Source organism: Pseudomonas sp. rhizo25 (genome assembly GCF_031931935.1).
GTDB classification, from domain to species: domain Bacteria; phylum Pseudomonadota; class Gammaproteobacteria; order Pseudomonadales; family Pseudomonadaceae; genus Aquipseudomonas; species Aquipseudomonas synxantha.
In genome coordinates this window covers 302,950-324,380 of sequence record NZ_JAUJXA010000002.1, presented here as the reverse complement: position 1 = coordinate 324,380, position 21,431 = coordinate 302,950, and the positions used below count along the sequence as shown (strand labels likewise).

Here is a 21,431-nt window from a genome sequence, read left to right as displayed (position 1 = left end):
TCAACGAAACCGGTCGACCTCCTGACGCAAGCTTGCCGCCAAGGTCTCCAGCTCCTTGGCGGTAACCGCCAGGTTCGACACCACTTCGCGCTGCTCGCTGTTGGCCAGTGCAATGCTCTGCAAGTTGCTGCTGAGCAAGGTGGCGGTACTGCTCTGCTCCTGGGTCGCGGTGGTGATCGCAGCGAACTGCTGGCCGGCCGAGCGGCTTTGCTCGTCGATACGCGCCAGGGCCGAGGCCACGGCGGCGTTACGCGACAGGCCCTCCTGCATCAGTACATTGCCGTGTTCCATGGTGCTGATGGCATTGCCGGTTTCCTGCTGGATGCTCTGGATCATCGTGGAAATTTCATCGGTAGCCTGACGGGTGCGCGACGCCAGGTTGCGCACCTCGTCGGCGACCACGGCGAAACCGCGACCCTGCTCACCGGCGCGGGCGGCTTCGATGGCAGCGTTGAGCGCCAGCAGATTGGTCTGTTCGGCGATGGCCGTGATTACACCAACGATCCCGCCGATTTCCTGGGAGCGCTGGCCCAGGGTGTTGATCACCGCAGCGGTGCTGTTCAGGGCAGTGGCGATATGCTCCAGGGACGATGACGCCTCCTGCATCGAATCGCGGCCAATGCGGGTCTGCTGGGCATTCTCTTGCGCCAGGCGCTCGGTATTGCCCATGTTGTCGGCGATGTTCAACGAAGTGGCGCTGAATTCTTCCACCGCGCCGGCCATGCTGGTAATTTCGCCGGACTGCTGTTCCATGCCTTCATAGGCACCACCGGACAAACCTGACAGCGCCTGGGCGCGGCTGTTGACCTGTTCGGCTGCGTTGCGGATATGCGAAACCATGGTCGACAGCGCGTCACCCATCTGGTTGAAGCTGCGCGCCAATTGGCCGATCTCGTCATGGCTGGACACGTTGAGGCGTGCACTCAAGTCGCCCGCGCCAAGAGCTTCTGCCTGGCGTACCAGGTCGCTCAATGGCGCCAGCTTGCTGCGCAACAGCCACACCGTGGCACCCACTGCCAGCAACATCGCCAGCACACTGCCGATTACCAGGCGGATACCGACTTCCCAAGTCACGGCGCGAATCTCAGCCTTGGGCATGCTCGCTACCACTGCCCATGGGCCGCCGTCGAACGGCACCGAGACGCTGTAGAAGTCCTCGTGCTTGTCGCTCCAGAAGCGGCCAGCTCCAGGTTTCTTCGCCAGGTCGAGCATCACCGCAATGGCCTCATCCGGCGCCTGCACGCCAGCTGGCGCCACCAGCCAATGCTTCTGTTCATCCAGCAGCGCGAGGGAGCCCGTCTGGCCGATACGGAAGCGCTTGAGATTTTCAAACTGGGCGTTCTGGGCGTCGGTGTAATCGAAACCGATGAACAACACGGCGATGACCTTGCCGCTGCTGTCACGCACCGGGCTGTATTGGGTCATGTAGGAACGGTCGAACAAAACTGCACGACCGATATAGGTCTGCCCCTCGGCAACGCGCTGGTAAGCTGCGCCCTGACGGTCAAGCACGGTGCCAATGGCGCGGTTGCCATCCTGCTTGGTCAGCGAGGTGCTGACGCGGATAAAGTCGTCGCCGCTGCGCACGAACACCGTGGCCACGCCGCCAGACATCTGCTTGAACTCATCCACCTCTTCGAAATTGTTGTTCAGCACCTCGTCGCCCAGGTAAAGGCTCGGGGTCTGCACACCAGCCACCGCCACCGGTTGGTCAGCACGCACACTCAAGCCGGCGACGAAGCGCTTTTCAAACAGCCCGCTCAAACGCTGGGTACTTTCGCGCAAGGTGCTGTGGAAGGTATTGAGTTGGTCGGCGAGCAAACGCGCCTCACTGGCCAGGTGTTCCTCACGGGTGTCGAGGTTGGCGGAGTCGAGGGAGCGCAGGGCGAAGACGGTACTGCCGCTGATAACGACAGCCAGAATCACGGCGAGTGCGAGACCTAACTGGGAGGCAATCCGGGCACGAGGTTGAGACATGGGAGCTCCTGGCCGAGGCCAGGATCATCCTGATCTCTTAGCGCTGCTCGGCAAATTATTCTAGTGGGAAACGTTGGTGCACGATGGTTCCAACACCCCTTCTTCGGCGGCATTTGCCAATACTTGAGAGAATTACAGGGGTATCGCGCAAACGATTGCACGACCACTTAAGTCCACTCAATCTAGGCGCTCGACGCGAGGCAATTCCATCGCCTTGACTTCGCTTTGAAGAAACTCCGCCAAGCGCCGCAAACGGTCGCCGCCTGGACGGGTTTTCGGCCACACCAGGTAGTAGTTTTCCCTACTGGCGACCGCCGTGGGCCAGGGCAGGCTCAGCCGACCTTGCGCCACATCCTCAGCCACCATCAGCAGATCGCCCATGGAAACGCCATAGCCTCGCGCCGCAGCGATCATGCCCAGTTCTAGGGTATCGAATACCTGCCCGCCCTTGAGGGATACCTGGGACGACAACCCCATGCGTTCCAGCCAGTTGCGCCAGTCGCGACGGTCGGGGGTGGGGTGCAGCAATTCCGCACTCGCCAGGCGCGCGGCGTCCCAAGGACCATCGTCCAGCAGGTTCGGCGCGCCGACGGGGATCAGCAACTCCGGGAACAAGTAACAGGCGTCCCAGTCCGTCGGAAAATGCCCGTAGCTCAACAACACCGCACAGTCGAAAGGCTCCTGGTTGAAGTCCACTTCGTCCACGTTCATCCATGCACTGGTCAGTTGCACCTCATTGCCTGGCTGCAAGGCGCGGAAGCGACTCAACCGCGCCAGCAGCCAGCGCATGGTCAATGTGGACGGCGCTTTCATGCGCAGGATGTCATCTTCGGCATTCAGGGTATGACAGGCGCGCTCCAGCGCGGCGAACCCTTCGCGCACCCCGGGCAACAACAGGCGTGCGGCTTCGGTGAGCTGCAGGTTGCGGCCGCTGCGCTGGAACAGGCGGCAAGCGAAATGCTCTTCGAGGGTGCGGATATGGCGGCTGATCGCACTCTGGGTAATGGACAACTCCTGCGCCGCACGGGTGAAGGAATTGTGTCGCGAAGCGGCTTCAAATGCACGCAGGGCATACAGCGGAGGAAGACGACGAGACATTGGGAAAGCTCCGACGGCGCAATATCGGCACCCTACCAGAATCAATCCAGCATGAGTTTTAATCATGCGAACGATCGCATTTATCCTTTTGTGCAGTGGACGCAAAGCGCCGAGAATCAACCCTCTCCCAACACTCTGACTATTCGAGCGTGATGATCATGCAACATCCGGCACGTACCGAGCTCTGGGCCATTCTGCGGCTGTCGGGGCCGTTGATTGCTTCACAGCTGGCGCACATGCTGATGGTGTTGACCGACACCCTGATGATGGCGCGCCTGAGCCCCGAAGCCCTGGCCGGTGGTGGCCTGGGCGCGGCGAGCTATTCGTTCGTGGCGATCTTCTGCATCGGCGTGATTGCAGCCGTGGGCACCCTGGTCGCCATTCGCCATGGCGCGGGCGATATCGACGGCGCCACCCGCCTGACCCAGGCCGGGCTGTGGCTGGCATGGTTGATGGCTCTGGCGGCGGCATTGCTGCTGTGGAACTTGAAACCGGTGCTGCTGATGTTCGGCCAGACCGAAACCAACGTGCACGCGGCCGGGCAATTCCTGACGATCCTGCCCTTCGCCCTACCCGGCTACCTGAGCTTCATGGCACTGCGCGGCTTCACCAGCGCCATCGGCAAAGCCACGCCGGTAATGGTGATCAGCCTGTGCGGTACAGTAGTCAATTACCTGCTCAACCACGCGTTGATCGAAGGCATGTTCGGCCTGCCGAAGCTGGGCCTGATGGGTATTGGCCTGGTGACCGCCATCGTAGCCAATTGCATGGCGCTGGCCCTGATGTGGTACATCCGCAGCAACCGCGCCTACGCGGCCTACCCGCTGAGCACCGGCCTGCTGCGCCTGAATACCCAATACCTGCGCGAGCTGTGGCGCCTGGGCCTGCCGATTGGCGGCACCTATGCGGTGGAGGTCGGGCTGTTCGCCTTTGCGGCGCTGTGCATGGGCACCATGGGCAGTACGCAGTTGGCGTCGCATCAGATCGCCCTGCAGATTGTCTCGGTAGCGTTCATGGTGCCGGCGGGAATGTCCTACGCAGTGACCATGCGTATCGGCCAGCATTACGGCGCCGGCCAGTTGCTGCAGGCACGCATGGCCGGCCGGGTCGGCATCGGCTTTGGCGCCATGGTGATGTTGGGATTTGCCGTTGTGCTGTGGCTGTTTTCCGACCCGCTGATCGGGTTGTTCCTCGATCATGACGACCCGGCGTTCCATGACGTCATCGTCCTGGCCGTCAGCCTGTTGGCCGTCGCCGCCTGGTTTGAATTGTTCGACGGGGTGCAGACCATCGCCATGGGCTGCATCCGTGGCTTGAAAGACGCCAAGACCACCTTCCTGGTGGGGCTGGGCTGTTACTGGCTGATTGGCGCACCTTCGGCCTGGCTGATGGCGTTCACTTTAGGCTGGGGACCAACCGGCGTGTGGTGGGGCTTGGCGCTGGGGCTGGCGTGTGCGGCGGTGAGCCTGACGTGGGCATTTGAGGCGAAGATGAAGCGGATGATTCGACAGGAGCTGCAAGCTCATGGTGGGAGTGGGCTTGCCCCCGATGGCGGTGTATGAGCCAACACATTCAGCAACTGACACTCCAGCATGGGGGTCTTCCACAGAATGTTTAGCCCGGCAACGCCTGCTGGCTTTGCCCAAACATCAGGTATTCGACCAATTCCGGCAATGGCAACGGCTTGCTGATCAGGTAACCCTGGGCCTGGTCGCACCCGAACAAGCGCAACAATGCCAACTGCTCCGGCGTCTCTACACCTTCAGCCACCACTTCCAGGTTGAGGTTGTGGGCCAGGTTGATCATCGCGTGCACCAACTTGCGGTTTTCCTCGCGTTCTTCCATGCCACCGACAAAACTCTTGTCGATCTTCAACAAGGCGATCGGCAGGCTGTTGAGGTGCACAAACGACGAAAAGCCGGTGCCGAAGTCATCCAGGGAGAACCGCACACCGAGTCGGCCAAGGGCGTCCATGGTCTGCTTGACCAAGTCGCTGCGGCGCATCACGGCAGTTTCGGTCAGCTCGAACTCCAGCCATTGCGCTTCCACACCGCGCTCGGCAATCAGGCGACTGAGCGTTGACAGTAATTGGCTGTCCTGGAACTGGCGGAACGACAGATTGACCGCCATGTGCAGCGGCGGCAGACCGCGTTCGCGCAGGTCTTGCATGTCGCGCAAGGCCCGGGAAATCACCCAGTAGCCCAATGGCACGATCAGGCCGCTCTGCTCGGCCAGCGGCACGAACTCGCTGGGCGGCAACAAGCCGCGCTCACCGTGGCGCCAACGCACCAAGGCCTCGAGACCGACGATATGGCCGTCGTCCAGATCCAGGCGCGGCTGGTAGTGCAGTTCCAACTCATCGCGGCGCAGGGCCCGGCGCAGTTCACTTTCCAGGTCGGCCAGGCTGCGAGCATTGCGGTTGATGCGTTCGTTGAAGATATGAAAGGTGCAGCCCTGGGTGCTTTTGGCCTGCTGCATGGCGATATGGGCGTGCCACATCAGCGGGTCGGCGCCGGCTCGGGCGCGGGCATGGGCCACGCCCAGGCTACAGCCGATCAACAGGCTTTCACCGTCCACCCAGTACGGCTCGGCCATCACTTCGGTGATGCGCTCGGCCATCCACTCGGCACGCTGCGGCGCCCGGCGGGTATCGATCAGCAAGGCAAACTCATCGCTGCCCAGGCGGGCCAGTTGGTCGCCGGCCTCGAGCTGGCTCTTGAGCCGCGACACCACTTGCAGGATCAGGCGGTCACCAGCCTGATGGCCGAGGGCGTCGTTGGCATGACGGAAGTTGTCCAGGTCCAGGTGGCCGAGGGCCAGGCCGCGGCCTTCGTTTTCCACCAGCCGCGCCGCCAGCAGGGTCTGGAAACCCTGGCGATTGGCGATACCGGTGAGCGGGTCCTGCTCGGCCAGGCGCTGCAAGGTGTTCTCCAGCACGCCGCGCTCGCGCACATGGCGCAAGCAGCGGCGCAGTGTGTCGGCGTCCAACGCATCCAGGATCAACCAGTCGCTGACACCCAGCGGCGCAACCAATGGTTCCTGCTCCAGCAGCAATACACACGGCAAGCTGCAGCGGCCGGGGCCGGGTTGCAGGCTCGGTGTGGTCAATAGCACAGCACCTTGGTCGTCATCGAACAGACGACTCACCGAGTCCCAGTTGGGCGCACTGATCAGCACAGCCCCCTCGCCCATCGGCGCCAGGCACTCGCGCAACAACGCTGCCCACGCTGGCTCTTCGGCCAGCAGCAGCAAACGCAAGGGTTCGACAGGCGTAGACACGCTAACTCCCTAGACTCGGCAAAATTTCGTTGGCGGTGGCATTATGACGTGCGGCCTGGCAATGATAAATGCATGACAAATGCATGGCAGATGATAGGTGTTATCAAACACGCAGACTGTGAAAAATAGTCTGAGTATTCCCCACATCCTGCGGCAAAGTAGCAAAACCGGCAAATTTAGATCGAGTGGTACGTCACACCGTCGTTCTATGGCAGCAGAATCTTTCCAGCCTGTTAAAATGCCCGCCCTTTTGAACAACGACTCCTTAAATTCCGTATGTCCCGACTCAATCCCCGGCAGCAAGAAGCCGTGAACTACGTCGGCGGCCCTCTATTGGTGCTCGCCGGCGCCGGCTCCGGCAAGACCAGCGTGATCACCCGCAAGATCGCGCACCTGATCCAGAACTGCGGCATCCGTGCCCAGTACATCGTCGCCATGACCTTTACCAACAAGGCGGCGCGGGAAATGAAAGAGCGGGTCGGCACCTTGCTCAAAGGCGGTGAAGGCCGTGGCCTCACGGTGTGCACCTTCCACAACCTGGGCCTGAACATCATCCGCAAGGAGCATGTGCGGCTGGGCTACAAGCCGGGCTTCTCGATCTTCGACGAGACCGACGTCAAGGCCCTGATGACCGACATCATGCAGAAGGAATACGCGGGCGACGACGGCGTCGACGAGATCAAGAACATGATCGGCGCCTGGAAAAACGACCTGATCCTGCCCGCCGAGGCCCTGGAAGCCGCACGCAACCCCAAGGAACAGACCGCTGCCATCGTCTACACCCACTACCAGCGCACGCTCAAGGCGTTCAACGCGGTGGACTTCGACGACCTGATCCTGCTGCCGGTCAAGCTGTTCCAGGAACACAAGGACATCCTGGAGAAGTGGCAGAACAAGGTGCGCTACCTGCTGGTGGACGAATACCAGGACACCAACGCCAGCCAGTACCTGCTGGTGAAATTGCTGATCGGCACGCGCAACCAGTTCACCGTAGTGGGCGACGACGACCAGTCGATCTACGCCTGGCGCGGCGCCCGCCCGGAAAACCTGATGCTGCTCAAGGTCGACTATCCGTCCTTGAAAGTGGTGATGCTGGAGCAGAACTACCGCTCCACCAGTCGCATCCTGCGCTGCGCCAACGTGCTGATCTCCAACAACCCCCACGAGTTTGAAAAACAACTGTGGAGCGAGATGGGTCATGGCGATGAGATCCGCGTGATCCGCTGCCGCAACGAGGATGCCGAAGCCGAGCGTGTGGCCGTGGAAATCCTCAGCCTGCACCTGCGTACCGACCGGCCCTACAGCGATTTCGCGATCCTGTACCGCGGCAACTACCAGGCCAAGCTGATCGAGCTGAAACTGCAACACCACCAGGTGCCGTATCGCCTGTCGGGCGGCAACAGCTTTTTCGGGCGCCAGGAAGTGAAAGACCTGATGGCCTACTTCCGGCTGATCGTAAACCCGGACGACGACAACGCCTTCCTGCGCGTGATCAACGTGCCGCGTCGGGAAATCGGCTCCACCACCCTGGAAAAGCTCGGCAACTACGCCACCGAACGCAAGATCTCCATGTATGCCGCCACCGACGAAATCGGCCTGGGCGAGCATCTGGATACGCGCTTCACTGACCGCCTGTCGCGCTTCAAGCGCTTCATGGACAAGGTCCGCGAGCAATGCGCCGGCGAAGACCCGATCAGTGCCCTGCGCAGCATGGTCATGGACATCGACTATGAGAACTGGCTGCGCACCAACAGCTCCAGCGACAAAGCCGCGGATTACCGCATGGGCAACGTCTGGTTCCTGATCGAAGCGCTGAAAAACACCCTGGAAAAAGACGAAGACGGCGAAATGACCGTCGAGGACGCCATCGGCAAGCTGGTGCTGCGCGACATGCTCGAGCGCCAGCAGGAAGAGGAAGACGGCGCCGAAGGTGTGCAGATGATGACCTTGCATGCCTCCAAGGGCCTGGAATTCCCTTACGTGTTCATCATGGGCATGGAAGAGGAAATCCTCCCGCACCGCTCCAGCATCGAAGCCGACACCATCGAGGAAGAACGGCGCCTGGCCTACGTCGGCATTACCCGCGCGCGTCAGACCCTGGCCTTCACCTTCGCTGCCAAGCGCAAGCAATACGGCGAAATCATCGATTGTGCCCCTAGCCGTTTCCTTGACGAGCTGCCACCGGACGACCTCGCCTGGGAAGGCAACGACGACACCCCCACCGAGGTGAAGGCCGTGCGCGGCAACACCGCCTTGGCGGATATACGCGCGATGTTAAAGCGCTAGAATCGACTACTTTTTAATCTACTTTCGGCGCCTGTTGCGCCATCAGAGGAAGTTTCCGTGGAAGCACTGCACAAGAAAATTCGCGAAGAAGGCATCGTGCTTTCCGATCAGGTACTCAAGGTCGATGCCTTTCTGAACCACCAAATCGACCCGGCGCTGATGAAACTGATCGGCGACGAATTCGCCGCGCTGTTCAAGGACTCGGGCATCACCAAGATCGTCACCATCGAGGCCTCGGGCATCGCCCCGGCGATCATGACCGGGCTGAACCTGGGCGTGCCGGTGATCTTCGCTCGCAAGCAGCAGTCGCTGACCCTGACGGAAAACCTGCTGTCGGCGACGGTGTATTCCTTCACCAAGAAAACCGAGAGCACCGTGGCGATCTCCCCGCGCCACTTGACCAGCAGTGACCGCGTGCTGGTGATCGATGACTTCCTGGCCAACGGCAAGGCGTCCCAGGCGCTGATCTCGATCATCAAGCAGGCCGGCGCAACCGTGGCAGGCCTGGGGATCGTGATCGAGAAGTCGTTCCAGGGTGGGCGTGCGGAGCTCGATGCGCAGGGTTATCGGGTTGAATCGCTGGCGCGGGTGAAGTCCTTGAGCGGTGGTGTGGTCACCTTCATCGAGTAATTTGCTCCACAGCAAATACCAAGTGAACACAGTTTAAAATGTGGGAGGGGGCTTGCTCCCGATTGCGGTGTATCAGTCACCAGATGTGTTGGCTGACCCACTGCTATCGGGAGCAAGCCCCCTCCCACATTTACCCTCTATTGCCTGTTAATGCGCGGTGGCCTGGAGGCCGGCGAGTAACAGGCGCTGATACAGATCCTCCTTGAACCCCTCGGGATTATCCAAGCGCATCCGCTTCAAATGCTCGGGAAATGCCTCCGGCTCCGGCGCGTCGAGTGCCGCCTTGCCCAACTCCAGAATCTCCGTCAGCTTGAATTTGCTCTTGAGCCAGTTCAACGCCCGCAACAAATCCCGCTCTTCACCTGTGAAATCACTGCCCAGCGGGTATTCAGGGAAGAGTCGTCGATGCCTGGCTTGAATCGCTTGCAGCCGTTCCGGCGTGTTGTCGCCAAAGCGCGGATCCAGCTGGAAATCCTTGGGCAGCTTGCCGGCCTTTTGCGCCTGGTCGATCAACTCGCCCTGGAACCGTGAGTCGGTGACATTCAACAGCGCTTCGATCACCTTGGCATCCGTCTGACCCCGCAAATCGGCAATGCCGTACTCGGTAATGACGATATCCCGCAGATGCCGGGGAATGGTGCAGTGCCCGTACTCCCAGACGATATTGGAACTGACCTCCCCCGCCGCCTCGCGCCAACTGCGCAGGATCAGGATCGAACGCGCACCTTCCAACGCATGCCCCTGGGCCACAAAGTTGTATTGCCCGCCCACACCGCTGAGCACGCGGCCGTCTTCCAATTGGTCAGCCACTCCGGCACCGAGCAGTGTCACCATGATCGCGCTGTTGATGAACCGCGCATCCAGGCGTTGCAAACGCTTGAGTTCTTCCTGGCCGTACAGCTCGTTGATATAGCTGATGCCCGTCATGTTGAATTCGAGGCGCTTGGCGTGGGTCATTTCCTGCAGGCGCTGGTAAAAGCTGAGTGGCCCCAGGAAGAAACCGCCATGGATCGACACGCCATCGGGCTGGGCCGCATCATCCAGCAGGCCGGCATTAGCCTGCGCCTGGGTCGCCACATCCGGGTACACCTTGCGCTGGATAATCCCGGCATCCGCCAGCACCAGCAGGCCGTTGACGAACATCTCGCTGCAACCGTAAAGGCCCCGGGCAAAAGGCTCGACACCGCCTTCACGGCTGATCAACGGCGCCCACTGATACACATCCATGTCCGTCAGCAACAACCGGTAGGCTTCGTTATCGGCCTGGCGCGCCAGCAAGGCAGCGGTCAGCGCATCGCCCATGGAACCGATGCCGATCTGCAAGGTGCCGCCGTCACGCACCAGGGTGCTGGCATGCAGGCCGATAAAATGGTCCTGGAAACCCACCGGCATGTTCGGGGTAGAAAACAGCGTGGTGCTGTCTTTTTCATCGAGCAGGTAGTCGAAGGCGTCCATGCCCAGTTCCGCATCCCCAGGCATGTAGGGCAGATCGCTGTGGACTTGGCCGACAACGAGGATGGTTTCCCCGGCTTCGCGGCGCTTGGCGATCATCGGCAGCAGGTCGAGGGTGATATCCGGGTTGCAGCTCAGGCTCAGGCGGTCGGGATGCTCGGCGCTGCTGGCAACCAGTTGCGCCACCAGGTTCAGGCCGGAGGCGTTGATGTCGCGGGCGGCATGGCTGTAGTTGCTGCTGACGTAATCCTGCTGTGCCGACGTGCTGTGGAGCAGGCTGCCGGGCTGCATGAAAAACTGCTGGACCTGGATATTCTTCGGCAGGCTGTCTTTATGCAGGTCGGCGAGAAAATCCAACTCAGGATAGTCACCAAACACCCGCTCGATGAAAGGTTCGAGGAAGCGCTTCTGCAAGCCATCGCCCAAGGTTGGCCGACCCAGACTCAAGGCGGTGTAGATCGTCAGTGCCCGCTCCGGCAACTTGGCGATGCGCCGATATAGCGCATTAGCAAACAGGTTGGGCTTGCCCAGGCCCAGCGGCATACCCATGTGGATATGCGCCGGCAACCGCGCCAGTACGTCGTCAACTGCTTGCTCGATTGAACACAACTGCACCATCCGACTGCTCCCGAACATTCCATGAATTGGAGTTGGACCGAGCTTGCCGGGTCTTTGCTGCAATGAACAGCTTCGAAACATAAATCGCGGGCACAAAAAAGCCGCTCGTAAGCGGCATTTTTGGCGAAGATCGTCTGATTACAGACCGGACATCTTCTTGATGGCGCCTTTGAGGTCTTCATCCGAGCAATCAGCGCAGGTGCCTTTCGGTGGCATGGCGTTAATACCGGTGATGGCCTTGGCCAGGATGCCGTCGAGGCCGCCCTGATGATCGGCGCGCTCTTTCCAGGCAGCGGTGTCGCCAACTTTCGGCGCACCCAAGAGGCCAGTGCCGTGGCACGCGTTACAGTGCTTGGCGATAATCTCGTCCGGCGTCTTCGCACCGCCGCCACCCGCTGCCACGGCCACTTCCATGCCCTTGCACTCCTGGCCCTGGACGCACACCTGGCCCACGGGCTCCAGGCGCTTGGCAATATCATCATTGGTCGCAGCCTGGGCGCTGACAGCCCATAGGGCCAGTACGGTTGCTGGTGCAGCCAGCATTTTCATAATTAGGTTCACGCGTTCACCCTCAATGGTGGCTATTCACGCCTGCGGCCACGGTTTCGCAGGCGGCGAAAGTATAACGGTTAGCCCGCCTGGCCGAAACAACCCTATTAAATAAAGGGAGATTCAACCTCGCGGAATACTGCACGGGCGTCTCTACAACGTTGGCAGGACGCCTCTTCTGTTAAAAGTTCGCGGGCGTGGCTGCGCTGATTAGTCGCGCCGGCACGTCGAACGGGTTGCGAAAACGATGCGGCTTGGTGCTTTCAAAGTAGTAGCTATCGCCAGCTTCGAGCACAAAAGTTTCAAGACCGACCACCAGTTCCAGGCGACCCTCCAGCAGGATCCCGGTTTCTTCACCTTCGTGGGTGAGCATTTCTTCACCTGTGTCGGCGCCCGGTGGGTAGATTTCATTGAGAAATGCGATAGCCCGGCTCGGGTGCGCCCGGCCCACCAGCTTCATGGTGACGGCACCGTCGGAGATGTCGATCAGCTCATTGGCTTTATAGACGATCTGCGTCGGTATTTCCTGGAGGATCTCCTCGGAAAAGAACTCGACCATGGACATAGGGATACCGCCCAGCACCTTGCGCAAGGAGCTGATCGAGGGGCTGACGCTGTTTTTCTCGATCATCGAAATGGTGCTGTTGGTGACGCCCGCACGCTTGGCGAGCTCACGCTGGGAAAGACCTTTGAGTTTACGGATGGATTGCAGTCGTTCGCCGACGTCCAATGCAGGAGCCTCCTAGGATTCAGGCTTTGTTGTAATTGAGCGTTATCATGGCGACAGCGTTCAGTATTTACAACACTTGGGCCTAAATCCCGGACAGCTTGGTTCGTAGCCGGCGGCTAAGCCCCGGAATAGAGGCGTGGCACTCGGCGCAGGTTGCAGAAGATCTGGTAGGGAATGGTCTCAGCGGCTACGGCGACGTCACTGGCGAGGATAGTCTTGCCCCACAGCTCCACAGTGGAACCGAGGCCCGCCTGGGGTATGTCGGTGAGGTCGACACACAGCATGTCCATGGACACACGCCCCAACAGTTGGCTGCGCTGGCCCGCCACCAGCACTGGCGTGCCGGTTGGCGCATGGCGCGGGTAGCCATCGGCATAGCCCATGGCAACCACACCAATACGCATCGGCTTGGGCGTGACGAACTTGGCGCCATAGCCCACGGGCTCACCGGCGGGTAGCTCGCGTACGCAGATAACTTTGGACTCCAGGGTCATCACTGGCTGCAAACGGGCAGCGAGCGCTTGGTCTTCACCAAATGGCGTTGCACCGTAGAGCATGATGCCCGGGCGCACCCAGTCACTGGTCATCGTCGGCCAGCCCAGCACCGACGGCGAATTGCGCAGGCTGACTTCGGCCGCCAGGCCTTTTCGCGCCGCTTCGAATACCGCCACCTGTTCGTCACTGCGCACGCAATCGAGTTCATCGGCGCGGGCGAAGTGGCTCATCAACACGATCTTGGCGACCTTGCCGCTGGCCAGCAGGCGCTGATAGGCCTCGTGGTAATCCTTGGGATGCAGGCCGACACGGTGCATGCCCGAGTCCAGCTTGAGCCACACCGTCAACGGCTTGCTCAGGCGGGCCTGTTCAATGGCATCCAACTGCCATAGCGAATGCACCACGCACCACAAGTCATGCTCGATGATCAGCGGCAGCTCGTCGGCCTCGAAAAAACCTTCCAGCAGCAGCACCGGCGCACGAATGCCGGCAGCACGCAATTCCAGGGCTTCCTCGATGCACGCCACGGCAAACCCGTCGGCCTCGGCTTCCAGCGCCTGGGCCACACGCACGGCACCATGGCCGTAGGCGTCTGCCTTGATCACGGCGAGGGCCTTGGCCCCCGTGACTTCACGGGCCAGTTGATAGTTATGGCGCAGGGCTTGGAGGTCGATCAGGGCACGGGCTGGACGCATGGCGGCAGGCTTCTAGGCAGCAAGGTGAAGAAAAAACCGGTGCCGACCAACAGCGTCGGCGCCGGGAGAGGGATCGTTATTAAGGCAGCGCAGCCACGACGGACAGCTCGACCAGGATTTGCGGCTCGCAGAGCTTGGCTTCAACCGTGGCGCGAGCCGGGGCGACGCCCTTGGGCAGCCACTTGTCCCATACCGCGTTCATGCCGGCGAAGTCAGCTTCGATGTCTTTCAAATAGATCGTTACCGACAGCAACTTGCTCTTGTCAGTGCCGGCCAGGTCCAGCAGACGCTCGATATTAGCCAGGGTTTCACGGGTCTGCTGTTCAATCCCGGCGCTCATGTCGTCGCCGACTTGACCTGCCAGATACACGGTACCGCTGTGGACAACGATCTGGCTCATGCGCTCATTGGTGAGCTGGCGCTGGATTGACATGTTTCGCGGACTCCTGGTGGTTGCCATAACGGGAAATATCGAGACCTGCGGCGCTGATCTGCGGGGTTTTCCTGGCCATCAGGTCGGCCAGCAAGCGACCAGAGCCACAGGCCATGGTCCAACCGAGCGTGCCGTGGCCGGTATTCAGGAACAGGTTCTTGAATGGGGTGGCACCGACAATCGGCGTGCCGTCGGGCGTGGTCGGGCGCAAGCCGGTCCAGAAACTGGCTTGGGCCAAATCGCCGCCCTGAGGATAAAGGTCGTTGACGATCATCTCCAGGGTTTCACGTCGGCGTGGGTTCAGCGACAGGTCAAAACCGGCTATTTCAGCCATGCCACCAACACGAATGCGGTTGTCGAAACGGGTAATCGCGACTTTGTAGGTCTCGTCGAGAATAGTCGAGGTCGGCGCCATGGCCGGGTTGGTGATCGGTACGGTCAGCGAGTAGCCCTTGAGCGGGTACACCGGTGCCTTGATCCCCAGTGGCTTGAGCAGCTTCGGCGAATAACTGCCAAGGGCCAGGACGTAGCGGTCGGCGGTTTCCAGCTTGCCGTCTATCCACACGCCGTTGATGCGATCACCTGCATAATCGAGGCGCTGGATGTCCTGTTCAAAGCGGAACTCCACACCCAACTGCTTGCACATATCAGCCAGGCGCGTGGTGAACATCTGGCAGTCGCCAGTCTGGTCATTCGGCAAACGCAGGGCACCGGCGAGGATATCCGTGACGCTGGCCAGGGCCGGCTCAACCCGGGCAATGCCGGCGCGATCAAGCAGTTCGAACGGCACGCCGGACTCCTGCAGCACCGCGATGTCTTTGGCGGCACCGTCGAGCTGGGCCTGGGTGCGGAACAACTGGGTCGTACCGAGGCTACGGCCTTCGTAGGCAATGCCGGTCTCGGCGCGCAACTCGTCAAGGCAGTCACGGCTGTACTCGGACAGGCGCACCATGCGCTCCTTGTTCACCGCATAGCGGCTGGCCGTGCAGTTGCGCAGCATCTGCGCCATCCACAGGTATTGATCGATATCGGCGGTGGCCTTGATCGCCAGCGGCGCGTGGCGTTGCAGCAGCCACTTGATGGCCTTGAGCGGCACGCCCGGCGCAGCCCATGGCGAGGCGTAGCCAGGGGACACCTGGCCGGCGTTGGCGAAACTGGTTTCCATGGCAGCGGCAGGCTGACGGTCGACCACAACGACGTCAAAGCCGGCCCGCGCCAAATAGTAGGCACTGGTCACCCCAATGACACCGCTACCCAAGACCAGAACGCGCATTTTTATATCCTCATCACGGGCTTAGCCGCTGACGTGTGTTATTCGAGCAATGATGGGCGCAGTATAAAAAGCATTCACCAGTGCATTTCACTATATAAATGCCTATATTTGGCGACAATTCTCGGCAAAAACCCTTTTCACAGAGGCGTATCCCCTATGCGTACCAACACCCAGACCAAGCGGGAGCTGGACAAGATTGACCGCAATATCCTGCGCATCCTGCAAACCGATGGGCGTATCTCGTTCACGGAGTTGGGAGAGAAGGTCGGGCTGTCCACCACTCCTTGTACCGAGCGGGTGCGACGCCTGGAGCGCGAAGGGATCATCATGGGCTACAACGCGCGGCTCAATCCCCAGCATTTGAAGGGAAGTTTGCTGGTATTTGTCGAGATCAGCCTCGATTACAAGTCGGGCGATACCTTCGAAGAGTTTCGCCGCGCCGTACTGAAACTGCCCCATGTGCTGGAGTGCCACTTGGTGTCAGGGGACTTCGACTACTTGGTGAAGGCGCGGATTTCCGAGATGGCCTCGTATCGCAAATTGCTCGGCGATATCCTGCTCAAGTTGCCCCATGTGCGCGAATCCAAGAGCTATATCGTGATGGAAGAGGTGAAAGAGAGCCTTAACCTGCCGATTCCGGACTGACTCACCAGCACAACTCATCCAAATGTGGGAGCAAGCCCCCACATTGGCCGAGAACATCCGCTAGACCAATACCTGCCGGGTGCTCGCCATGTACTCATGGATCTGTTTTTCCACCCTTGGATGAATCAGCTCCACCGGTCCCCGTCCATTGGGGCATGGCAGGGTCTTGGTGGTGCCAAACAACCTGCAGATCAAGGGCCGCTCGTCATACACCGTGCAACCGTTGGGCCCCAGGTGCACGCAGTTCAACTCGTCCATGGCCGCCTCCTGCTCTGCGGCGGTCTTGCGCGGCAGGCGCGACATTTCCTCAGGCGACGTCGTCACCGGCCCACAGCAGTCATGGCAACCTGGGACGCACTCGAACGAAGGAATCTGTCGACGCAGCGCGCTGATTTTCTGCCTGTTGCAACTCATCGAAACACACACCGAACCGCGAATAAGCGTGGATTCTGACGCAAAACGCCCTGCGCAGACAGCCTCGTCCGACCGCTGTATCCTGCGTCAAATTTTCCAAACAGGGATGCTCCCCATGACCGCCAGCGCCCGGCACACCGCTTCCTACTATGCCGCCAGCAGCCTGCCACAACCGGATTACCCGACATTGACCGGCGATGTGCGTGCCGATGTGTGCGTGATCGGCGGTGGTTTCTCCGGGCTCAATGCCGCCCTGGAACTGGCCCAGCGCGGCTTCAGCGTGGTGTTGCTGGAAGCGCGCAAGATCGGCTGGGGCGCCAGCGGGCGCAATGGCGGCCAGTTGATTCGCGGCGTTGGCCACGGACTGGATCAGTTCGCCAATGTGATTGGCAGCGACGGCGTGCGCCAGATGAAACTGATGGGTCTGGAAGCCGTGGAGATCGTGCGCGAGCGCGTGGAGCGTTTCCAGATTCCCTGTGACCTGACTTGGGGCTACTGCGATCTGGCCAACAAACCCCGTGACCTGCAGACCCTGGCCGAAGACGCCGAAGAGCTGCGCAGCCTGGGCTATCGCCACGAGGTGCGCCTGCTGCAAGCCAGCGAGATGGGCAGTGTGATCGGCTCCGACCGCTATGTTGGCGGCATGATCGACATGGGCTCCGGCCACCTGCACCCGCTGAACCTCGCCCTGGGTGAAGCTGGCGTCGCACAGCAGTTGGGCGTGAAGCTGTATGAACAATCAGAAGTGACCCGCATCGACTACGGCCCCGAGGTCAAGGTGCACACCGCCCAAGGCAGTGTGCGCGCCCAGACCCTGGTATTGGCCTGCAACGCCTACCTGAACGGGCTCAACCCGCAACTAAGCGGCAAGGTGCTGCCCGCCGGCAGCTATATCATCGCCACCGAACCCTTGAGCCAGGCGCAAGCCGCCAACCTGTTGCCGCAGAACATGGCCGTGTGCGACCAACGCGTGACGGTGGACTACTTCCGTCTGTCCGCCGACCGCCGCCTGTTGTTCGGCGGCGCCTGCCACTATTCCGGTCGTGACCCGAAGGACATCGGCGCCTATATGCAGCCGAAGATGTTGCAGGTGTTCCCACAATTGGCCGAGGTGAAGATCGACTACCAATGGGGCGGCATGATCGGCATCGGTGCCAATCGGCTGCCACAGATTGGTCGCCTGGCCGATAACCCCAACGTGTATTACGCCCAGGCTTACGCCGGTCATGGCCTCAACGCCACCCACCTGGCGGGCAAGCTGTTGGCCGAGGCTATCAGCGGCGAGCAACAGGGGCGCTTCGACCTGTTCGCCCAGGTGCCACACATCACCTTCCCCGGCGGCAAGCACCTGCGCTCGCCGCTGCTGGCCCTGGGGATGCTCTGGCACCGCCTCAAGGAACTGGTTTGATCAATCGCGCCAGAAGGGTTTCAAACCTTCATGGCGCGCCTGTTCAGCGCTAAGCCCTACGTCGCGCAGTTGCTCACTGGTCAGGTCCAGCAGGGCTTTGCGTGTATGACGACGGCGCCAGAACATACCCCAGCGACTCTCGGTCGGCGCGATCATCGCCCGCGCTTGCCCCGCTTCCAGTTCCTGGCTGCGTAACGCCAACCGCACATCGCTCATACCGTTCATTTTGCTGTCCCTCATTGGTGTGTTGCCTTGAGTGGACAGCATGCGCGAGCGGTCAAAACCATTACAGATTCAACCTATTTTTATTAAACCAATACAGACACTGCCTATGGGTGGCTGAATCCTGTATTTTCACCCTATCTGTACTGGTCCCTCGGGAGCGACCATCATGACCCTCTACGTCAACCTTGCCGAATTGCTTGGCACCCGCATTGAGCAGGGTTTCTACCGTCCGGGGGATCGACTGCCTTCGGTGCGAGCCTTGAGTGTTGAACATGGGGTCAGCCTGAGCACCGTACAGCAAGCCTACCGGTTGCTCGAAGACAATGGCCTGGCGACGCCTAGACCCAAGTCTGGTTACTTTGTGCCAGCCAGCCGCGAGCTGCCGGCGCTGCCCGAGGTCGGTCGCCCGGCTCAGCGGCCAGTGGAAATATCCCAATGGGACTTGGTGCTGGAGCTGATTCGCGCGGTGCCACGCAAGGGAGTCATACAGCTGGGCCGTGGCATGCCGGATGTACTGTCGCCCACCCTGAAGCCGCTGCTACGCAGCCTGGCCCGCGTAAGCCGGCGCCAGGATCTGCCGGGGCTGTATTACGACAACATCCTCGGCTGTATGGAGCTGCGTGAGCAAATTGCCCGCCTGTCATTGGACTCGGGCTGCCAGCTGAACGCCGAGGACATCGTGATCACGACCGGTTGTCACGAAGCGCTGTCCGCCAGTATCCATGCGATTTGTGAGCCTGGGGATATCGTCGCGGTAGATTCGCCCAGCTTCCATGGCGCTATGCAAACTCTCAAGGGCCTGGGCATGAAAGCCCTGGAGATCCCCACCGACCCGCTCACCGGCATCAGCCTCGAGGCCCTTGAGCTGGCGCTGGAGCAGTGGCCAATCAAAATCATCCAGCTCACCCCGAACTGCAACAACCCGTTGGGCTACATCATGCCGGAGGCGCGTAAACGCGCACTGCTGACCCTGGCCCAACGCTTCGACGTGGCCATCATTGAAGACGATGTGTATGGCGAACTGGCCTACAGCTACCCGCGCCCGCGCACGATCAAATCCTTCGACGAAGATGGCCGCGTGCTGCTGTGCAGTTCGTTCTCGAAAACCCTGGCGCCAGGCCTGCGCATTGGCTGGGTCGCCCCGGGGCGCTACCTGGAACGGGTGCTGCATATGAAATACATCAGCACCGGCTCCACCGCCACCCAGCCGCAGATCGCGATTGCCGAATTTCTCAAGGGCGGCTATTTCGAGCCGCATTTGCGCAGGATGCGCACGCAATACCAGCGCAATCGCGACTTGATGCTCGACTGGGTCAGCCGCTACTTCCCCGCCGGCACCCGCGCCAGTCGGCCTCAGGGCAGCTTCATGCTTTGGGTTGAACTGCCGGAGGGCTTCGACACCTTGAAGCTCAACCGTGTGCTGGTGGAACAAGGTGTACAAATAGCCGTAGGCAGTATCTTTTCAGCCTCCGGCAAGTACCGTAATTGCCTGCGCATGAACTACGCTGCCAAGCCAACGCCACAGATTGAAGAGGCCGTGCGCAAGGTCGGCGCCGCCGCAAGCAAACTGCTGGCAGAAACGGCGGACTGACCTTTACCGCTCAATTGCCGTCATATACCGACAAACGCCATGATCTGGAAGCAGCTCCCTTGATGATTCGACGGCTTTTACCGTTTTTCCTGTTGGGAGCCCTGGCCCTGGGTGGCTGCGCGACGGTCAGCGTACCGCGCATTCCCAGCGATGCCCTGGCGGCGACGCAGTCGTCATTCGGCCGCTCGATCCAGGCCCAGGCAGCGCCGTACCAGGGGCGTTCGGGCTTCCGCCTGCTGCCCAACAGCAGCGAGGCCTTCATGGCCCGCGCCGAGTTGATCCGCAACGCCCAGACCAGCCTCGACCTGCAGTACTACATCGTGCACGACGGCATCAGCACGCGCATGCTCGTGGACGAACTGCTCAAGGCGGCTGACCGCGGGGTGCGCGTGCGTATCCTGCTGGATGACACCACCAGCGGCGGCCTCGACCAGGTCATAGCCACCCTCGCCGCCCACCCCCAGATCCAGATTCGCCTGTTCAACCCCCTGCACCTGGGCCGCAGCACCGGCATCACGCGTACCCTGGCGCGTGCGTTCGACCTGTCGCTGCAACATCGGCGCATGCATAACAAACTGTGGCTGGCGGACAACAGCGTGGCGATCGTTGGCGGACGCAACCTGGGCGATGAGTACTTCGACGCCGAGCCTAACCTGAATTTCACCGATATCGATATGCTCAGCGTCGGGCCGGTGGCCGAGCAGTTAGGCCACAGTTTCGACCAGTACTGGAACAGCGCCCTGAGCAAGCCGATCGACGAGTTCGTCTCCAACAAGCCCTCCAGGCTCGACCTCGCTACTGCCCGCGTGCGCCTGGAAGCCTCACTGGCCGAGTCGCGACAGAAGAACCATGCCTTATATAACCGCTTGCGTACCTACCAGACCCAGCCACGCATGGACATCTGGCGTCGCGAGCTGATCTGGGCCTGGAACCAGGCGCTGTGGGACGCACCGAGCAAAGTACTGGCCAAGGCTGACCCTGATCCGCGCCTATTGCTCACCACCCAACTGGCACCGGAGCTGGAAGGGGTCAGCCAGGAGCTGATCATGATTTCGGCGTATTTCGTTCCGGGGCCTTCCGGGCTGGTGTACCTGACGGGACGCGCCGATGCGGGTGTCTCGGTAAGACTGCTGACCAACTCCCTTGAAGCCACCGACGTACCGGCCGTGCACGGCGGCTACGCGCCCTATCGCAAGGCATTGCTGGAGCATGGGGTGAAACTCTACGAGCTGCGTCGGCAACCGGGCGATCCAAGCGCCGGCAGCGGCCCACACTTGTTTCGTCGAGGCAGCTTCCAGGGCTCGGACTCCAGTCTGCACAGCAAGGCGATGATCTTCGATCGAGAGAAGTCGTTTATCGGCTCGTTCAATTTCGACCCACGTTCAGTTCTGTGGAACACCGAAGTCGGCGTGATGGTAGACAGCCCCGAACTGGCGGAACACGTGCGCAACCTGGCACTGCAAGGTATGGCGCCGGCGTTGAGCTACGAGGCGAAACTGCAGGATGGCCAGATCGTGTGGGTGACCGAGGACAACGGCCAACTGCACACCCTGACCCGTGAACCGGGCAGTTGGTGGCGCAGGTTCAATGCCTGGTTCGCCACTTCAATTGGCCTGGAACGCATGCTCTAAGA

18 protein-coding genes and 1 pseudogene are annotated in these 21,431 nt (G+C 60.9%); 7 read left to right on the top strand and 12 right to left on the bottom strand.

Features of this window, described 5'->3' with window-relative positions; all coding sequences use genetic code 11:
- The 3 genes and pseudogenes from QZR30_RS27985 to QZR30_RS05080 all read right to left on the bottom strand — a co-directional run bounded on the left by QZR30_RS27985 (window position 1) and on the right by QZR30_RS05080 (window position 3,075).
- Window positions 1-723 (bottom strand): methyl-accepting chemotaxis protein, encoded by a 723-nt coding sequence (locus tag QZR30_RS27985; protein ID WP_442967502.1) that lies wholly within the window; start codon window positions 721-723, stop codon window positions 1-3.
- Between the two features lie 180 nt (window positions 724-903).
- Window positions 904-1,977 (bottom strand): annotated as a pseudogene (locus QZR30_RS27980) (Cache 3/Cache 2 fusion domain-containing protein); the annotation flags it as partial.
- Window positions 1,978-2,154: 177 nt separating this feature from the next.
- Window positions 2,155-3,075, bottom strand: a complete 921-nt coding sequence (locus QZR30_RS05080) for a LysR substrate-binding domain-containing protein (protein ID WP_311903004.1) — start codon at window positions 3,073-3,075, stop codon at window positions 2,155-2,157.
- Window positions 3,076-3,227: 152 nt separating this feature from the next.
- On the opposite strand from QZR30_RS05080, the gene QZR30_RS05075 reads away from it, so the two are divergent.
- Window positions 3,228-4,637 carry a NorM family multidrug efflux MATE transporter gene (locus QZR30_RS05075; protein WP_311903003.1) on the top strand — a complete coding sequence of 470 codons (1,410 nt, stop codon included), beginning with the start codon at window positions 3,228-3,230 and terminating at the stop codon, window positions 4,635-4,637.
- A 52-nt stretch (window positions 4,638-4,689) separates the two neighbouring features.
- Here QZR30_RS05075 and QZR30_RS05070 read toward each other — a convergent pair whose 3' ends face one another.
- On the bottom strand, window positions 4,690-6,354 hold the full coding sequence (locus tag QZR30_RS05070; RefSeq protein WP_046070073.1) for a putative bifunctional diguanylate cyclase/phosphodiesterase: 1,665 nt from the start codon (window positions 6,352-6,354) through the stop codon (window positions 4,690-4,692).
- A gap of 276 nt (window positions 6,355-6,630) precedes the next feature.
- Here QZR30_RS05070 and rep point away from each other — a divergent pair, with 276 nt between their 5' ends.
- Together rep and QZR30_RS05060 are read left to right on the top strand one after the other, a co-directional pair.
- Window positions 6,631-8,640, top strand: coding sequence for a DNA helicase Rep (gene rep / locus QZR30_RS05065; protein WP_046070074.1), 2,010 nt, complete (start codon window positions 6,631-6,633; stop codon window positions 8,638-8,640).
- A gap of 57 nt (window positions 8,641-8,697) precedes the next feature.
- Window positions 8,698-9,270, top strand: coding sequence for a xanthine phosphoribosyltransferase (locus QZR30_RS05060; protein ID WP_043046890.1), 573 nt, complete (start codon window positions 8,698-8,700; stop codon window positions 9,268-9,270).
- 147 nt (window positions 9,271-9,417) lie between these two features.
- Here QZR30_RS05060 and QZR30_RS05055 read toward each other — a convergent pair whose 3' ends face one another.
- From QZR30_RS05055 to dadA, 6 genes are all read right to left on the bottom strand, one after another.
- Window positions 9,418-11,340: an acetyl-CoA hydrolase/transferase C-terminal domain-containing protein gene (locus QZR30_RS05055; RefSeq protein ID WP_311903002.1), complete on the bottom strand. Its 1,923-nt coding sequence runs from the start codon at window positions 11,338-11,340 to the stop codon at window positions 9,418-9,420.
- Window positions 11,341-11,478: 138 nt separating this feature from the next.
- Window positions 11,479-11,889, bottom strand: coding sequence for a c-type cytochrome (locus QZR30_RS05050; RefSeq protein ID WP_032878737.1), 411 nt, complete (start codon window positions 11,887-11,889; stop codon window positions 11,479-11,481).
- A 181-nt stretch (window positions 11,890-12,070) separates the two neighbouring features.
- Window positions 12,071-12,619 carry a cupin domain-containing protein gene (locus QZR30_RS05045; protein WP_005792468.1) on the bottom strand — a complete coding sequence of 183 codons (549 nt, stop codon included), beginning with the start codon at window positions 12,617-12,619 and terminating at the stop codon, window positions 12,071-12,073.
- Window positions 12,620-12,735: 116 nt separating this feature from the next.
- Complete coding sequence (gene alr / locus QZR30_RS05040) at window positions 12,736-13,809, bottom strand: alanine racemase (RefSeq protein ID WP_046070076.1); 1,074 nt, start codon at window positions 13,807-13,809, stop codon at window positions 12,736-12,738.
- Between the two features lie 79 nt (window positions 13,810-13,888).
- Window positions 13,889-14,242, bottom strand: coding sequence for a RidA family protein (locus tag QZR30_RS05035; protein WP_046070077.1), 354 nt, complete (start codon window positions 14,240-14,242; stop codon window positions 13,889-13,891).
- Window positions 14,214-15,515, bottom strand: coding sequence for a D-amino acid dehydrogenase (gene dadA, locus QZR30_RS05030; protein WP_043046885.1), 1,302 nt, complete (start codon window positions 15,513-15,515; stop codon window positions 14,214-14,216). The genes QZR30_RS05035 and dadA overlap by 29 nt, the downstream gene beginning before the upstream one ends.
- 156 nt (window positions 15,516-15,671) lie before the next feature.
- On the opposite strand from dadA, the gene QZR30_RS05025 reads away from it, so the two are divergent.
- A complete protein-coding gene (locus tag QZR30_RS05025; protein WP_003176896.1) occupies window positions 15,672-16,160 on the top strand; it encodes an Lrp/AsnC ligand binding domain-containing protein in 489 nt (162 codons plus the stop codon).
- Window positions 16,161-16,220: 60 nt separating this feature from the next.
- On the opposite strand, the gene QZR30_RS05020 is transcribed toward QZR30_RS05025, so the two are convergent.
- Complete coding sequence (locus QZR30_RS05020) at window positions 16,221-16,574, bottom strand: YkgJ family cysteine cluster protein (RefSeq protein ID WP_043046884.1); 354 nt, start codon at window positions 16,572-16,574, stop codon at window positions 16,221-16,223.
- A 115-nt stretch (window positions 16,575-16,689) separates the two neighbouring features.
- Between QZR30_RS05020 and QZR30_RS05015 the strand changes: the two genes are divergently transcribed.
- Entirely contained in the window at window positions 16,690-17,982 is a 1,293-nt protein-coding gene (locus tag QZR30_RS05015) for an NAD(P)/FAD-dependent oxidoreductase (RefSeq protein ID WP_311903001.1), read from the top strand.
- On the opposite strand, the gene QZR30_RS05010 is transcribed toward QZR30_RS05015, so the two are convergent.
- A complete protein-coding gene (locus QZR30_RS05010; RefSeq protein ID WP_046070080.1) occupies window positions 17,983-18,207 on the bottom strand; it encodes a DUF1127 domain-containing protein in 225 nt (74 codons plus the stop codon).
- Between the two features lie 166 nt (window positions 18,208-18,373).
- Here QZR30_RS05010 and QZR30_RS05005 point away from each other — a divergent pair, with 166 nt between their 5' ends.
- Together QZR30_RS05005 and QZR30_RS05000 are read left to right on the top strand one after the other, a co-directional pair.
- Window positions 18,374-19,798, top strand: a complete 1,425-nt coding sequence (locus QZR30_RS05005; protein ID WP_056847032.1) for an aminotransferase-like domain-containing protein — start codon at window positions 18,374-18,376, stop codon at window positions 19,796-19,798.
- A 62-nt stretch (window positions 19,799-19,860) separates the two neighbouring features.
- A complete protein-coding gene (locus QZR30_RS05000) occupies window positions 19,861-21,429 on the top strand; it encodes a phospholipase D family protein (protein ID WP_311903000.1) in 1,569 nt (522 codons plus the stop codon).
- The last annotated feature ends 2 nt before the right edge of the window (window positions 21,430-21,431 follow it).

Excerpts from the sequence above, each read along its gene's own strand:
- QZR30_RS05055 (WP_311903002.1), bottom strand. The coding sequence starts at position 11,340 with ATGGTGCAGTTGTGTTCAATCGAGCAAGCAGTTGACGACGTACTGGCG.
- QZR30_RS05025 (WP_003176896.1), top strand. The coding sequence starts at position 15,672 with ATGCGTACCAACACCCAGACCAAGCGGGAGCTGGACAAGATTGACCGC.
- QZR30_RS05080 (WP_311903004.1), bottom strand. The coding sequence starts at position 3,075 with ATGTCTCGTCGTCTTCCTCCGCTGTATGCCCTGCGTGCATTTGAAGCC.
- QZR30_RS05015 (WP_311903001.1), top strand. The coding sequence starts at position 16,690 with ATGACCGCCAGCGCCCGGCACACCGCTTCCTACTATGCCGCCAGCAGC.
- QZR30_RS05000 (WP_311903000.1), top strand. The coding sequence starts at position 19,861 with ATGATTCGACGGCTTTTACCGTTTTTCCTGTTGGGAGCCCTGGCCCTG.
- QZR30_RS27985 (WP_442967502.1), bottom strand. The coding sequence starts at position 723 with ATGGCCGGCGCGGTGGAAGAATTCAGCGCCACTTCGTTGAACATCGCC.
- QZR30_RS05010 (WP_046070080.1), bottom strand. The coding sequence starts at position 18,207 with ATGAACGGTATGAGCGATGTGCGGTTGGCGTTACGCAGCCAGGAACTG.
- QZR30_RS05050 (WP_032878737.1), bottom strand. The coding sequence starts at position 11,889 with ATGAAAATGCTGGCTGCACCAGCAACCGTACTGGCCCTATGGGCTGTC.
- QZR30_RS05020 (WP_043046884.1), bottom strand. The coding sequence starts at position 16,574 with ATGAGTTGCAACAGGCAGAAAATCAGCGCGCTGCGTCGACAGATTCCT.
- QZR30_RS05035 (WP_046070077.1), bottom strand. The coding sequence starts at position 14,242 with ATGTCAATCCAGCGCCAGCTCACCAATGAGCGCATGAGCCAGATCGTT.
- QZR30_RS05075 (WP_311903003.1), top strand. The coding sequence starts at position 3,228 with ATGATCATGCAACATCCGGCACGTACCGAGCTCTGGGCCATTCTGCGG.
- alr (WP_046070076.1), bottom strand. The coding sequence starts at position 13,809 with ATGCGTCCAGCCCGTGCCCTGATCGACCTCCAAGCCCTGCGCCATAAC.
- QZR30_RS05005 (WP_056847032.1), top strand. The coding sequence starts at position 18,374 with ATGACCCTCTACGTCAACCTTGCCGAATTGCTTGGCACCCGCATTGAG.
- rep (WP_046070074.1), top strand. The coding sequence starts at position 6,631 with ATGTCCCGACTCAATCCCCGGCAGCAAGAAGCCGTGAACTACGTCGGC.
- dadA (WP_043046885.1), bottom strand. The coding sequence starts at position 15,515 with ATGCGCGTTCTGGTCTTGGGTAGCGGTGTCATTGGGGTGACCAGTGCC.